Origin of the sequence: Sorangium sp. So ce836 (assembly GCF_028553905.1) — a bacterium.
GTDB lineage: Bacteria > Myxococcota_A > Polyangia > Polyangiales > Polyangiaceae > Sorangium > Sorangium cellulosum_D.
In genome coordinates, this window is record NZ_CP102233.1 from 13,240,504 (window position 1) to 13,255,940 (window position 15,437).

General features: G+C 75.0%; 4 protein-coding genes. All 4 read right to left on the bottom strand.

Going from position 1 to position 15,437, the window contains the following annotated elements; all coding sequences use genetic code 11:
* Positions 1–3: 3 nt before the first annotated feature.
* The 4 genes from NQZ70_RS48470 to NQZ70_RS48485 are packed head-to-tail and all read right to left on the bottom strand — an operon-like array spanning position 4 to position 15,422.
* On the bottom strand, positions 4–6,345 hold the full coding sequence (locus tag NQZ70_RS48470; RefSeq protein ID WP_129580287.1) for a non-ribosomal peptide synthetase: 6,342 nt from the start codon (positions 6,343–6,345) through the stop codon (positions 4–6).
* 3 nt (positions 6,346–6,348) lie between these two features.
* Positions 6,349–14,169, bottom strand: a complete 7,821-nt coding sequence (locus NQZ70_RS48475; protein ID WP_129580288.1) for a non-ribosomal peptide synthetase — start codon at positions 14,167–14,169, stop codon at positions 6,349–6,351.
* A gap of 9 nt (positions 14,170–14,178) precedes the next feature.
* On the bottom strand, positions 14,179–15,198 hold the full coding sequence (locus NQZ70_RS48480; protein ID WP_129580289.1) for a TauD/TfdA family dioxygenase: 1,020 nt from the start codon (positions 15,196–15,198) through the stop codon (positions 14,179–14,181).
* Complete coding sequence (locus NQZ70_RS48485; RefSeq protein WP_129580290.1) at positions 15,195–15,422, bottom strand: MbtH family protein; 228 nt, start codon at positions 15,420–15,422, stop codon at positions 15,195–15,197. The genes NQZ70_RS48480 and NQZ70_RS48485 overlap by 4 nt, the downstream gene beginning before the upstream one ends.
* Positions 15,423–15,437: the final 15 nt, after the last annotated feature.

Consider the following 15,437-nt stretch of genomic DNA (forward strand, 5'->3'; position numbering starts at 1 on the left):
GCCTCAGTCCAGTCGTGCGAGGATGGAGTCGAGCTCGTCCGCCGCGAGCGCGACGTCGGTGAAGTCGGAGGGCGTGTAGCCGCCGGCATCGGGTGACAGGCAATGCGCGATCAGCTCTCTCAGCGCGTCGCGCCACAGCGCGCCGACCGCCGCGACCGTCGCCTCCCGGTGCCGCGCGGCGCTGTAACGGAAGGTCGCCTCGAGCCGGCCGTCGTACACCGCCGCGTCGATCTCGAGGTCGTACGGGAGCGGGCTGCGCGGGTCGTGCTCGGCGCCTGGCGACTCCGCGGCCGCGGAGAACCGCGCGCCCGCGCCGATCACCTGATCCCACTGCCCCAGGTAGTTGAAGGCGACGCGCGGCGCCGGCAGGCGGCGCAGCCGGTCCGCGAGCTCGCCCGTCCCGAGCTCCCGCACCACGCCGTAGGGCAAGCCGCGCCGCGGGACGCGGCGGAGCTGCTCCTTCACCGCCTTGAGCGCGGCGCCCGGCCCCGCGTCCGGCGCCACCTCGAGCACCACCGGGTAGACGCTCGTGAACCAGCCGACCGTGCGCGATAGATCCGGATCATCCCCGTCGAGCCCCCCGCGCCCGTGGCCCTCGACGTCGACCGCGGAGGCGCGCTGCCCTGTCCATCGGCCGAGGGCCAGGGCCAGCGCGGCCAGCAAGACCTCGTCGATCCGCGTCCGGTAGGCGTCCGACACGGACTCCAGCAGCGATCGCGTCTCCGGCTCGGTCAGGCCCGCCGTGAGCGTGGCCATGGTCCGCGCCGACCGATCGCCCGCCGGATCGTCGGCCGGCGGCGGCGCCGCGCGCTCCCAGGGCAGCTCGAGCCAGAAGGCCGCTTCCCGCTGGAGGGCGGCGTCGCGCGCGGCGTCCTCCAGGCGCTCTGCCCACCGCTTGAACGAGGCGGTCTTGTCGGGCAGCTGCGCCGGCGCTCCGCGCCGCGCCTGGTCGTAGGCCGTCTGGAGATCGTCGAGCAGGATCCGCCAGGACACGCCGTCGACGACCAGGTGATGCGCGATCAGCAGCAGCCGCCCTGGCCGGCCGGCCCCGAGGTCGAACCCGATCACCCGCAAGAGCGGCCCCGTCGTCAGATCCAGGCTGGCCTGCCATCGGGACGCGTGCGCCTCGATCACCCGCGGCTGCTCGGCCTCGGGCACCCCGGAGAGGTCCGTCCGGTGCGCGACCGCGGCGGGCTCGTCGGCCGCGTACGCCTGACGGAAGCCCGAGCCCTCCTTCGCGTAGCGCAGCCGGAGCGCGTCGTGGTGGCGCAGGAGCGCCTGCACCGCGGCCTCCAGGGCCGGCCAGACGAGCGGCTCCTTCGCCGTGAGCAGGAGCGCCTGGTTCCAGTGGTGCGGGTTCGGCAGATCGCGGCCGAAGAACCGCCGCTGGATGGGCGTCAGCGGGACGTCGCCCTCCGCCGCGCCCTCGTCGTCCGTCGCCAGGCCGGCGTCCCCGGAGGCGACCGCGGCGGCGGCCAGCGCCGCGAGGGTCTGGTGCTGGAACATCTGGCGCGCGGTGATGCGCAGGCCGGCCTGCTTCGCCTGGGCCACGACCTGCAGGCTGAGGATCGAGTCGCCCCCCAGCTCGAAGAAGTTGTCGTGGCGGCCGACGCGCTCGCGGCCCAGCGCCGCGGCCCAGATCTGCGCGAGCTGCGCCTCGGCGTCCGTGGCGGGCGCGGCGTCCTGCGCGCCGGCCGGCTGCGCTCCTCCCGCGCCGCCTCCCGCGCCGATCACGCCGTCCTCGCGCGCCGCCTCGCGCGCCGCCTCGCGCGCCGGCGCGGGCGGCTCCGGCAGCGGCAGCTCGCCGAGGCGCGCGGCCGGCTGGGCCGCGATCCCTTCCAGGAGCGCGCGGAGATCGTCCGCCATCCGGCGGATCGAGCGCTCCTCGAAGAGATCGGTGCTGTACTCGAACGCGCCGCTCAGCTCCTCCGGCGCCGACGCCATGTGGAGCGAGAGGTCGAACTGCGCGCTCCCCGGATCCACCTCGAGCGGCAGGAGCTCGAGGCCGGCGATCGGCCGCGCGCGCGGCGCCGCCTCCTGGAGCGAGAACATCACCTGGAAGAGCGGCGTGTGGCCGAGGTCGCGCGCGGGCCGGAGCGCCTGGACGAGCCGCTCGAACGGCAGATCCTGGTGCGCCTGCGCGGCCAGCACCTCCTCCCGCGCCTGCGCCAGGAGATCGGTGAAGCGCGGGTCCCCGCCGAGATCCGCCCGCAGCACGAGCGTGTTCACGAAGAACCCGATGAGCCCCTCGACCTCGACGCGGGTGCGGCCCGCGATCGGCGTCCCGACGCAGAGGTCCGTCTGACCGCTGTAGCGCGCGAGCAGCGCCTGGAAGGCCGCGAGCAGCAGCATGAACGAGGTGACCCCCTGGCCGCGCGCGAGCGCGACGAGCTTCACGGAGAGCTCGCGCGGGAGCGCGAACGCGTGGCGAGCGCCCCGGTAGGAGCGCGCCGCGGGCCGCGGCCGGTCGGTGGGCAGCCGCAGCACCGGCGGCTCAGCGCCGAGCCGCCGCCGCCAGTACGCGAGCTGCCGATCGAGCGCGGGCCCGTCGAGCCACGCGCGCTGCCATCGGGCGTAATCGGCGTACTGGACCGGCAGCGGCGGGAGCGCCGCGGCGCGCCCCTCGGCCTCGGCGGCGTAGAGCTCCGTCACCTCGCCCACGAGGAGGTTCAGCGACCACCCGTCGGACACGATGTGGTGCAGGACGACGAGCAGGACGTGCTCGCGCTCGCCGAGGCGCAGCAGCGTCGCCCGGAACAGCGGCCCTCCGGTCAGCTCGAACGGCCTCCCGGCCTCCCGGTCGAGCGAGCGCCGCGCCTCCGCCTCGCGCGCCTCCTCGGGCAGGGCGCGGAGATCCGCGATCGCGATCCTCACGGGCTGCGACGCGCGCACGACCGCCTCCGGCCGGCCCTCGCGCTCCGCGAACGTCGTGCGCAGGGACGCGTGGCGGCGGACCACCGCCTCGAGGCAGCGCTCCAGCCGGTCCGCGTCGAGCGGGCCGCGCAGGCGCACGGCCGCCGGGACGTTGTACGAGGCCGCGGTCGGCTCGAGCTGCGCGAGGAACCACAGGCGCTCCTGCGCGAAGGAGAGCGGCAGCGGTCCCTGGTGCGGCCCCGCGACGAGCGGCGGCGCCGGCGTGGCCTCCGGCTGGCGCCGGGCCGCCTCCACCGCGCGCGCCTGGGCCGCGACCGTCGGCGTCTCGAAGAGCGACCGGAGCGGCACCTCGACGCCGAGCGCGCGGCGCACGCGCGCGAGGATCTGCGTCAGCTGCAGCGAGTGGCCGCCGAGGTCGAAGAACGAGGCCTCCGCGGAGACCCGCTCCACGCCCAGCACCTCGGCCCAGATGCCGGCGAGGAGCTCCTCGGTCACCGTGCGCGGCGCGACGAAGCCCAGCGCGTCGCCGGACTCGGGGGCGGGCAGCGCGGCGCGGTCCACCTTGCCGTTCGCCGTGCGGGGGAGCGCCGGCAGGAGCACGTAGATCGGCGGGACCATGTACTCGGGCACGCGCGCCGCGAGCCAGGCGCGCAGCGCCTCGGCGTCCGGCGCCGGCGCCGTGGCGGCCACGTAGGCGACGAGCCGCCGCGCGCCCGGCCGGTCCTCGCGCGCCAGCACCACCGCCTCCTGCACGCCGGCGTGCTCGGCGAGCCGCGCCTCGATCTCGCCGAGCTCGATGCGGTGGCCGCGGATCTTGACCTGATGGTCGCGCCGCCCGACGAACTCGATCGCGCCGTCGTCGCGGTACCGCCCGAGATCGCCCGTCCGGTAGAGCCGCTGTCCCGGCTCCGGGCTGAACGGGTCGGGGACGAACGCGGCCGCGGTGCGGCGCGGGTCGCCCAGGTACCCGCGCCCCACGCCGATCCCGCCCACGTACAGCTCGCCGCGCACGCCGACGGGCAGCGGCGAGAGGAGGTGATCGAGGACGTAGAGCCGCAGGTGGTCCACCGCCTTGCCGATCGGCACCTGCGCCTCGTGCGACGCGGGCGGCGCCGTCAGCGGGTGCAGCGCCACGTCGTCCGAGCACTCCGCCGGCCCGTACGCGTTCATGAGGGGCACCGCCGGGTAGCGGGTCAGCCAGTCGCGCGCGAGCGCGGCGGGGAGCGCCTCGCCGGTCGGCAGGATCCAGCGCAGCCGCTCCAGGGCGGGCGGCGCGGGGTCCTCGCGCGCCGCGTCCAGCATGCCTTGCAGCACGGCGGGGACGACCTCGACGACGGCGATCCCCCGGCGCTCCAGGTGCTCGAGCAGCCGGACCGGGTCGCGCGCGACGTCGTCGGGCACGATGTCGACCATCCCGCCGAAGAGCAGGGCGGTGAGGAGCTGCCAGACCGAGATGTCGAAGCACGGCGAGGCCGTCTGCGCGATGACGTCCCCGGCCGCGAGCTCGAGCCGCGGGAGCTTGCTCAGCATGTTGTTGAGCATCCCGCGGCGCTCGACCATCGCGCCCTTGGGCGCTCCGGTCGATCCGCTCGTGTAGATCACGTAGGCCAGGTTCCCGGGGCCGCCGCGCTCGGGCGGGTCGCTGTCGGGCCAGGACATGCGCCGTGTGTCCTCGAGGGTCGCGACGGCCGGCCGGCGCGGCGCGCCTACCAACGAAAAGACCCCTTCCAAAGCCTCGCGGTACCGGTCCCGCGTCAGCACCACGCGGGGCTCGCTCGACCCAAGGATCCGCCCGATGCGCTCGGCCGGATAGGCGGGCTCCAGCGGCACGTAGGCCCCGCCGGCCTTGAACACGGCGAGGATCATGACGAGCAGGTCGATCCCGCGCTCGTCGAGCAGCGCCACCCGCTCTTCCGGGCCGACGCCGCGCGCGATGAGCGCGTGGGCCGCGCGGTTCGCCTCGCGGTTCAGCTCCGCGTAGGTGAGCCGCCGGCCCTCGCACGACACCGCCACGGCGTCGGGCGTCCGCTTCACCTGGGCGTGGAAGCGCGCCGCGAACGAGGAGAAATCGGCCTTCTCCGCGGGCGGCGCGCTGGCCGCCGCGAGCGCCCATCGCCGCTCGGCCGGCGTGAGGAGCGGCAGATCGCCGAGGCGCGCGTCGGGCCTCTGCGCCATGCCCTCGAGCAGCGCGCCGAGGTGCCTGAGCAGCCGCGCGGCGAGCTCCGGCCGGACGCGCGACCGGTCGTACGAGATCTTGAGGGGCAGCTCCGCGTCCGGCCACGACATGATCGTGATCGGGTAATTCGTGTGCACGCGGTCCCGCACGTCCTGGACCTTGAAGACGATGCGCCCCTCGCGGAGCGCGGGATCGATCGGCGCGTTCTCGAACACGAAGAGGCTGTGGAACAGCGGTTGTCCGCGCTCGATCTCGCTCCAGCGCTGGATGTCCACGAGCGGCGTGTGCTCGTGCTGCCGGAGCCGGAGGTTCTGGTCGAGGAGCGCCGAGAGCCACGGCAGGAGCGGCTGATCGGCGGGGACCGAGACGCGCAGCGGGAGCGTGTTGATGAAGAGCCCCACGATGGACTCGACCTCTGGCAGCTCCGGCGGGCGCCCGGCGACGGTGACGCCGAAGAGCACCTCGGGCTCGCCGCTGTAATGGCTGAGGAGCAGGGCCCACGCGCCCTGCACGATCGTGTTGAGGGTGAGGCGGTGGCGCTGGGCGAGCGCGCGCAGGGCGGCCGTGGGCGCCGCGCCGATCCGGAACACGAGATCGTCGACGCGCCCCTCGTCCTCCGGCGCCGGCGCGGAGCGCTCCTCGAACCCGAGCGGCGTCGGCGCCGAGAAGCCATCGAGCGCGGACCGCCAGAACGCCTCCGCGGCCGGGAGATCCTGCCGGCCGATCCAGTCGATGTAATCGCGGTACGGGCGCGCGGGCGGCAGATCGGGTGTCTCGCCCCGGACGAGCGCCTCGTAGCAGGCGAGGAACTCCATCATCAGGACCGACGTGCACCACTCGTCGAGGAGGATGTGGTGGAAGCTGTGCACGAGCTCGTAGGTCTGGTCGCCCAGCCGGACGAGGCGGAGGTGCATGAGCGGCGCCTTGCCGAAGTCGAACCCCGCATCGAGCTCGGCGCGCAGCAGCTCGCGGAGGCGGGCCTCCTGGGCCTCGCCGGGGAGGCCGCGGAGGTCGAGCACGTCGAACGGCACCTCCACCGCCTTGTGGACGACCTGGAGCGGGCGCTTCTGGGTCTTCCAGACGAAGGAGGTGCGCAGGATGGAGTGCCGCGCCACGACCAGCTGCCAGCCTCGGACGAACGCGTCGATCCGCACGTCGCCCTCGAGGCGATAGCGGTTCTGCATGAGGTAGATGCCCGAGGACGGGCGGAGCAGCGTGTGGAACAGCATCCCCTCCTGCATGGGCGAGAGGGGATAAACGCTGTCGATGTTGGCGGAGGGGTCAGTCTTGGACACGGTTCACCTGTCGAGCTCTTCCAAGAGATCGCGCCACTCCTCCGGGGAGAGGCCGTCGGCGGGGGTTTCGGGGGAGCGCGGCGGCGCGGCCGCCGGCGGTGCGGCCGGCGGCGGGGCCGACACGGCGAGGAGCGCCGCGGCCTCGGCCACGGTCGGGCTCTCGAAGAGCTGCTTGGGCGAGAGCCGCAGCCCTCGCTGGGCGGCGCGCGCGATGACCTGCAAGGTGACGATCGAGTCGCCGCCCAGCTCGAAGAAGTTGTCGTGAATGCCCACCTGCTCGCGGTGGAGCACCTCCGCCAAGACCTCGACGAGGATCCGCTCCGCCTCGGTCCGCGGCGGGACATAGGGGCGCTGGACCGGCGCCGCCGCCTCGGGCGCGGGCAGCGCGCGGCGGTCGACCTTGCCGTTGGGCGACAGCGGCAGCCGCGGGAGCGCGAGGATCGGCGCGGGCACCATGTAGGCCGGGAGCGCGTCGGCGAGCCAGGCGCGCAGCGCTTCCGGTTGCGGCGTGGCGCCGTCTCGCCCGGTGACGTAGGCGACGAGCCGCTTTCCGCCGTGCGCCTCGTCGCGGGCGACGACGACGGCCTCGCCCACGCTGGGGTGCAGGAGCAGCCGCGCCTCGATCTCTCCGAGCTCGACGCGCAGGCCGCGGAGCTTCACTTGATGATCGAGCCGTCCCAGGAACTCGATGGCTCCGTCGGGGCGATACCGGGCCAGATCGCCTGTCCGGTACAGCCGCCCTCCGGGCGTGGCGCCGAACGGATCGGGCACGAAGCGCTCTGCGGTGAGCGCGGGTCTCTTGTGATATCCGCGCGCGAGCCCGACGCCGCCGATGTGGAGCTCCCCGGCCACGCCCACTGGGACCGGATGGCCGTGGCGATCCAGGAGGTAGATCTGGGTGTTGGCGATGGGGGTACCGATGGGCACCGAGGCGGACGTGTCGTGTGGCTGGCAGGCCCAGGCGGTGACATCGATGGACGCCTCGGTGGGCCCGTAGAGGTTGTGGAGCTCGGCGTCCGGCAGCCGCTCGAAGCATCGCCGCGCGAGCTCGGCCGGCAGCGCCTCGCCGCTGCAGAGCACGCGGCGCAGCGACGCGCACGACGAGGCGCCGGGGGTCTCCAGGAAGGCCTGGAGCATCGGAGGGACGAAGTGGACGGTGGTGACGCCGTGGCGGGCGATGAGCTCGATGAGCCGCTCGCCGTCGCGGTGGTCGCCTGGACGGGCGACGACGAGGCCCGCGCCGGTGATGAGCGGCCAGAAGAACTCCCAGACCGAGACATCGAAGCTGAAGGGGGTCTTTTGCAACACCCGGTCTTCGGCGGTCAGCGCGTAGCGCTCCTGCATCCACTGCAGTCGGTTGAGCAGGCCACGGTGGGTGTTGCCCGCGCCCTTGGGCCGGCCGGTCGAGCCCGAGGTGTAGATGGTGTAAGCGAGGTTGTCCGGCGAGACGGCGACCGCGGGAGTGGCCGTCGATTCGCCGTCGAGCTCTGCGCGATCGGCGTCGAGGCACAGCAGCCGTGCGCGGTGGGGCGGCAGGCGCGAGGCGACCGGCCACTGGGTGAGGAGCACGGGAGCGGCGGCGTCGTCGAGCATGAAGGCGATGCGCTCGGCGGGGTAATCGGGGTCGATGGGGACGTAGGCGGCGCCGGCCTTGAGGACGCCGAGCAGGGCGACGACCAGCTCGACCGAGCGCTCTGCCGCGATGGCGACGAGCCCATCGGGCCCGACGCCGCGCCGGCGCAGGGCGTGGGCGACCTGGTTGGCGCGCGCGTCGAGCTCTCGATAGCTGAGGCGGCGGTCCTCGAAGATCACGGCCGTCGCGTCCGGCGTCCGCTCGGCCTGCGCCTCGAACAGCTCGTCCACGCGCAGGTCTCCCGGATAGCCGCGCTCCGTCGCGTTCCAGCCGGCCACCGCGCGCCGGGACTCCAGATCTCCGAGCAGCGGAAGATCGCCGACCCGCGCCTCGGGACGGCCGATGATCTGCCGGAGCGCCGCCTCCACGAGGCCGAGCAGGCGGGAGGCGCCCTCGGCGTCGAAGCGCCGCCGATCGTACGAGAGGCGCAGCGTCAGCCGCTGTCCCGGCAAGACGGTCAAGGTGAGCGGGTAGTTGGTCTGATCCTCGAACGCGACGTCGCGGACCCCGAGCCCGGGCAACCCCTGCTGCACCCGGGGGTCTCTCGGATAGTTCTCGAAGACGAGGAGGCTCTCGAACAGCGGCTGTCCCGCCGGGATCTCGCTGAAGGCCCGCGCCTCCGCGAGCGGCGTGTGCTCGTGCGGCCCGAGCTCGGTCGTCGCCCGCAGGAGATCGCGCAGCCACTCCGCGACGGTGACGGCCGGCGGCACGGCCACGCGCAGCGGGAGCGTGTTGATGAAGAGCCCTACCATGGACTCGATCCCCGGAAGCGGCGCCGACCGCCCGGCGACGGTGACGCCGAACAGCACGTCGTCGGTCCGCGCGGTCCGGCCGAGCAGCAGCGCCCAGGCGGCCTGGACGAGCGTGCTCGACGTCACGTGGTGCTGCTGCGCGAAGCGCTGGAGGCGCGCCGTGACCGGCTCCGGCAGCGAGACGGCCGCGGTCCCGTACCCGCTCGCCCCCTCGGCCGGCGCCGCCCGCTCCAGGGGCAGCGGCGTCGCCGCGCCGAACCCCGCGAGCGCCCGCCGGAAGAACGGCTCCTCGCCGCGCGCGTCGCGCCCGCGCAGCCAGCCGATGTACTCGCGGTAGCGCCGGCGCGCCGGCAGCGCGACCGCGCGGCCGGCGCGCAGGGCGTCGTACGCGGAGAACGCGTCCTGCAGCACCAGGGCCGCCGACCACCCGTCGAGGAGCAGGTGGTGATGGCTCCACAGCACGACGTGGGCCTCGTCGTCCACGCGCAGGAGCGCGAGGCGCATCAGCGGACCCCGCGCCAGATCGAAGCCCCGCGCGCGGTCGGACTCGAGGCGCGCCCCCACCCGCGCCCGCTGCTCCTCCGCGCCCGCGCCGCGCCAGTCCTCGACCTCGATCTCCAGCGCGGTCGCCGCGCCCGGCCGCCGCACGATCTGGAGCGGCTCGTCGGCGCCCTCCCAGGCGAAGGTCGTGCGCAGGACGCCGTGGTGCTGCACCACGGCCTCCCAGGCCCGGCGGAAGGCGCCTGCGTCGAGCGCCCCCAGCAGCCGGCACGTCACCTGCTCGACGTAGGCCCCGTCGCCGGGCTCCCACAGGCTGTGGAACAGCAGCCCCTGCTGGAGCGCGCTGAGCGGCATCACGTCCTCCACGTCGCGGCCAGGCCCGAGCAGGCGGTCGAGCGTGGGCTGATCGAGCCGCGCCAGCGGGAAGTCCGACGGCGTGCACCCGCCCGCGCCCGGCTCGAGGCAGCGGGTGACGAGGGCGCGCAGCCGCGCCGTGAAGTCCTCGCGGAGCCGCTGGATCGTCTCCGGCCGGTAGCGCGCGCCGCTCGCGCTCCACGTGACCCGGAGGCGCCCGCCGACGACGGCGGCGTCGACCTCCAGCTCGTAGCCCCGCGGCGCCCGCGGATCGCGCTCGGCCCCGGCGTCCTCCTCGGCGAGCGCGAAGAGCGGGCTCGCCGCGAACAGATCGTCCCACTGCCCCAGGTAGTTGAAGCTCACCGCGGGCGCGGGCCGCCCCGCGAGCGCCGCGCCGCGCTCGCTCAGGTAGCGGAGCAGGCCGTACGTGCCCCCGCGGCGCGACGCGCCGCGGAGCTGCTCCTTCACCGCCTTGAGCGCCTGATCGCACGCCGCGTCGGGCGGGACCTCGAGCCGCACGGGGTAGAGCGTCGTGAACCACCCGACCGTGCGCGAGACATCCGCGTCGTCCAGCGCGTCGCGCCCGTGCCCTTCCACCTCGACGAGCACCGCGGGATCCCCCGTCCACCGCGCGAGCGCTCCGCCGAGCGCGGTGAGCAGCAGATCGTCGACCCGCGCCCGGTACGCCGACGTCGCCGCGAGCAGCGCGCGGGTCTCGCCCTCGTCCAGCCGGTCGGTGCGGCGGACCGTGTCGCCCTCGAGCCCGGCGCCGGCCGGATCGTCCGCCGGCAGCGGCGCCGTCCCCCGCGCATCGGCGATCCACGCGTCGGCCTGCCGCGCGACCTCCTCGGACTGGGCGCGCGCCACGAGGCGCCGCGCCCAGGACCCGAAGGCGGTGGACCTCGCGGGGAGCCGGATCTCCTCGCCGGCCGCCCGCTGCTGGATCGCGGTCGCCAGATCCTCGAGCAGGATCCGCCACGAGACCGCGTCCACGACGAGGTGATGCGCGACGAGCAGCAGCCGGCCGCGGCGCGCCGGGCCCAGGTCGAACAGGACCGCGCGGAGCAGCGGCCCCTCGCTCAGGTGGAGCCGCGCCTGCCATGGCCCCGCCGCGCGCGAGAGCGCCGCCGCTCGCTCGGCGTCCGGCACCCCCGAGAGGTCCACGCGCGCGACCGCCGCGCCGGCCGCGCCCCCGTGGCGCTGCCGCCACACGCCGCCCTCGCAGGTGAACCGCAGCCGCAGCGCCTCGTGGTGCTCCGCCACGGCCAGGACCGCGGCCTCGAGCGCCTCCGCCGCCACGGGCGCCCGCAGCTCCAGCAGCACGGACTGGTTCCAGTGGTGCGGATGCTCCCCGAGGTGATCGAAGAACCAGCGCTGGATGGGCGTGAGCGGCACGTCGCCGTCGAGCGGCTCGGCGGCCGCGCTCGCCGCGGGGGCGGCCTCGGCCACCGCCGCCAGCTCGGCGACGGTCTGGTGCTGGAAGATCTGCCGGGGCGCGATCGAGAGGCCCGCCGCGCGCGCGCGCGCCACCACCTGGAGCGCCAGGATCGAGTCGCCGCCCAGCTCGAAGAAGTTCTCGCCGACGCCGACCGCGGTCCGGCCGAGGAGCTCCGCCCAGATCCCCGCGAGGGCCGCCTCGGCCTGCGTCCGCGGGGCCGCGGCCTCGCCTGCGCCCTCCGCGGCGGGCGCCGGCAGCGCGCGCCGGTCGATCTTGCCGTGGGGCGTGCGCGGCAGCTCGTCCAGCACGACGAAGGCCGACGGCACCATGTAGTCGGGCACCTGCTCCCGCAGCGCCCGCCGGAGCTGCTCCGGCGAGACGCCCTCGGCGGCGGCGACGTAGGCGACCAGCCGGCGATCCTCCGGCCGATCCTCGCGCACGATCGCGACCGCGCCGCGCACGCCGGGGCGCTCGGCGAGCCGCGCCTCGATCTCGCCGAGCTCGATCCGGAAGCCGCGCAGCTTCACCTGATGGTCCACGCGCCCGGCGAACTCGAGCTGCCCGTCCGCCCGCCACCGCGCGCGGTCGCCGGTCCGGTACATCCGCTCGCCCGGCCGCCCCGCGAACGGATCGGGCACGAAGCGCTCCGCGGTCTGCCCGGGGCGCGCCCAGTAGCCGCGCGCGAGCCCCTGGCCGCCGAGGTACAGCTCGCCCATGACGCCCACGGGCGCGAGCCGCCCCGCCGCGTCGAGCACGTAGGCCCGCGCGCCCGCGATGGGCCTGCCGATGGGCACGGCGGACGCGGGGCCCGCGCCTCGGGCCGTGAGATCGCAGGCGGTCGCCACGACCGTGGCCTCGGTCGGCCCGTACGTGTTGACGAGGCGCACCCGCGCGGCCGCCGACGCGCGCCAGGCGCTCACGCGCTCGGGCAGGGCCGCCTCGCCGCCGATGATGCAGAGCCGCAGGCCGGGCGGCAGGGGCAGGCGCCCTCCGTGCGCGAGCTCCGCGGCCACGCGGTGCCAGTACATGGTCGGCAGATCCAGCACCGTCACGCCCTGCGCCGCGCACGCCTCGAGGAAGGCGGCCGGCGACTCCAGCATCGCCTCGGTGCGCAGCACCAGCGCGGCGCCTCGCAGGAGGCAGGGGAAGATCTCCTCGGCGCTGGCGTCGAAGCTCAGCGACGCGAACTGCAGCACGCGGTCCGAGGGCGCGATCTCGTAGAGCGCCGCCGCGGCCTCGACGAAGCCCGCGATCGCCCGGTGCGGGACGACGACGCCCTTGGGCACGCCCGTCGATCCGGACGTGTACAGGAGGTACGCGGCCTGCTCGGGCGACGGGTCGCCCGGAGGCGGCGCCGCCGGCTCGCCGCGGATCTCGGTCCAGCCGGGATCGAGGCGGATGAGCGCCGGGACGCCGGACAGCCCGTCCGCCGCCTCGGCGCCGGTCACCGCCACGCGGACGCCGGCGTCGGCGACCATCGCGGCGATCCGATCCCGCGGCGTGGTCGGATCGATCGGCACGTAGGCGCCGCCGGCCTTGAGCACCCCGAGCACGGCGACGACCATCTCGATCGAGCGCGGCAGGCACACGCCCACGCGCGCCTCGGGCCCGACGCCGCGCCGCCGCAGCCGCTGCGCGAGCTGGTTCGCGCGCCGATCGAGCTCGCCGTACGCGATCGAGCGCCCCTCGTGGACGACGGCCACGGCCGACGGCGCGAGCGCGGCCCGCGCCTCGAAGCTCCGGTGCAAGGCGCGCGGCGCGCGCTCCGGCGCCGCGGCCGTGCCCCACGCGAGCACGCGCGCGCGCTCCTCCGGCGCGAGCAGGGGCAGCTCGGACAGGCGTGCCTCCGGGCTCGCCGCGGCGCCCGCGAGCAGCCGCTCGAGGTGCCCGGCCAGGCGCTCGATCGAGGCCTCGTCGAACAGGTCCGTGTCGTACTCGATCGCCCCGGCGAGGCCGCCCTCGTCGGCGGCCATCTCCAGCGACAGATCGAGCTGGGCGCCGCCGGCGTCGAGATCCACGAGGCGCGCCTCGAGCCCCGGGATCTCGGGGGCCCGCCGCAGCGCGGGCTGCAGCGCGAAGAGCACCTGGCAGAGCGGCGCGTGGCTCAGGTCCCGGGCCGGGCGCAGCGCCTCCACGACCTGGTCGAACGGCACCTCCTGGTGCGCCTGGACCTCCCGCACCGTCTCGTTCACCCGCGCGATCAGCGCGGCGAACGTCGGATCGCCGGCGAGATCGGTGCGGAGCACGACCGTGTTGGCGAAGCAGCCCACGAGCCCTTCCAGATCGGCCCGGCTCCGGTTCGTCACCGGCGTGCCCACGCGGACGTCGAGCGAGCCCGTGACGCGCGCGAGGAGCGCCTTGAACCCCGCGACCAGCACGGCGTAGAGGGTCGTCTCCTCCCGCCGCGCCAGGGCGCGCAGCGCGCCGGCGAGCGCGGCCGGCAGCCGGAAGAAGTACCGCGCCCCGCGGTACCGCTGGATCGCCGGTCGGGGCCGGTCCGTCGGCAGCTCCAGCAGCGCGTCCTGGCCGGCGAGGCGCCGGGTCCAGAAGTCGAGCTGGGACCGGAGCGCGCCCGACGCGAGCCGCTCGCGCTGCCAGTGGGCGAAGTCCGCGTACTGCAGCGGCAGGTCCGGCAGCGGGGAGGGCCGGCCCGCCGCGAACGCCGCGTAGAGCGCGGCGAACTCCTGCAGGACGAGGCCCGTGGACCACCCGTCGAAGGCGATGTGGTGAACGACCCAGACGAGGACGTGCTCGTCCTCCCGCAGCCCGAGGAGCGCGAGCCGCAGCAGCGGGCCGCGCTCGAGGTCGAAGGGGCGCCGCGCCTCCCGCTCGATCAGGCGCCGGGCCTCCGCGTCGCGCTGGGGCTCGGGCAGGCCGCTCAGATCGATCCGCGGCACGCGCGGCGCGCCCTCCGGCCGGATCACCTGGACCGGCTGGCCGTCGACGACGCCGAACGTCGTGCGCAGGATCTCGTGGCGCCGCACGATCTCGGCCACGCACCGCTCCACCACGCCGGCGTCGAGCGATCCGGTGAGCCGCACGGCGGCGGCCAGGTTGTAGGAGGCGCTCTCGGGCTCGAGCTGGGCCAGGAACCAGAGCCGCTCCTGGGCGAAGCTCATCGGGAAAACGAAGACGTCCTCTTGCATGGAAGAACCTCAGAGGGCCTTGGCCCGGAAGGGCTCGGCCATGGCGACATGGATCTTGCGCGGGCCCCGGAATGGCGTGCGTCCGTGGGCGACGAGCATGTTGTCCACGAGCAGCACGTCCCCTTCCTGCCAGGGGAACTCCACGGCGACCTGCCTGTAGACGTCGCGTATCTCGTCGAGGACCGAGCTCTCGATGGGAGACCCGTCGCCGTAACGAGCGTTGCGGGGCAGGTCGTCCTCGGGGAAGACCGCGAGGAGCGCCTCGAGCACCGCCGGCTCCAGGTTGGAGACGTGGAACAGGTGAGCCTGGTTGAACCACACGCGCTCTCCGGTGCGCGGGTGGGTGGCCACGGCCTGGCAGACCTGCCGCGTGCGCAGCTCGCCGCCCGGCTTCCACTCGCACGCGATGCCGTGCTCATGGCAGAAGCGCTCGACCGCGGCCCGGTCGGTCGTGCCGAAGACCTGCTGCCAGGGGACGTCCAGGCCGCTGCCGTAGTTGCGCACGTACATCACCTTCCTCGCGGTGAAGCGCTCGCGGATCCGGGCGGGGACGCGGCGGAAGACCTCTCGGCTGTCCGCGAGCGGGGTGCTGCCCCCCTCGGCCGCGGCCTGGGCGCAGTGGAACCAGATCTTGAGTGGCCACTCGAGCGTGTACGACTGCTCGTTGTGGAGCGGGATGTGCTGGTGGGCCGGGTACTCCGTCGACGTGTAGATGCGACTCTGCAGGTGGGAGCGCGGCGTCGATCCGAACGTGTAGTCGAGCAGCTCCGGCGTCACGAGCTTGACGAAGGCCTCGAAGTCCGCGAGCGCGCGCGCCGGGAACCCGCGGAACAGCACCGCTCCGTGCGAGGTCAGCGCCTCTTCCGCGCACGCCCGGATGGCCGCGGCGAGCGCGGGGACGGCGGAGGCGTCGCCGCGCCGGAGCGGGCTCGCGATCAGGGGGAGCGCGGCGCCGGGGAAGCAGGACCGCGCGAGGCCGTCCGCCTCGCCCCGCGGCGCCGCCGGCGACACGGCGCGGAGCTCCGTCACGACGACCGGCCCTCCTGCGCGTCCATCTGCTTGCGCAGGCTGAGCGGCCGCATGTCGGTCCAGACCTCCTTGATGTGATCGAGGCACTCCGCCTTGGTGCCGGTCTTGCCCGCGTCGCGCCATCCGAGCGGGTTTTCCCGGTACTCGGGCCATATCGAGTACTGCTCCTCGTGGTTCACGACGACTTTGTAAATTGTGTTGTCTTCATGCTCTTCGCTGGCCATGGGCTCCTCCGTTCG

Bases quoted from the DNA above. Each gene is read 5' to 3' on its own strand.
- NQZ70_RS48485 (WP_129580290.1), bottom strand. From the start codon at position 15,422: ATGGCCAGCGAAGAGCATGAAGACAACACAATTTACAAAGTCGTCGTG.
- NQZ70_RS48475 (WP_129580288.1), bottom strand. From the start codon at position 14,169: ATGCAAGAGGACGTCTTCGTTTTCCCGATGAGCTTCGCCCAGGAGCGG.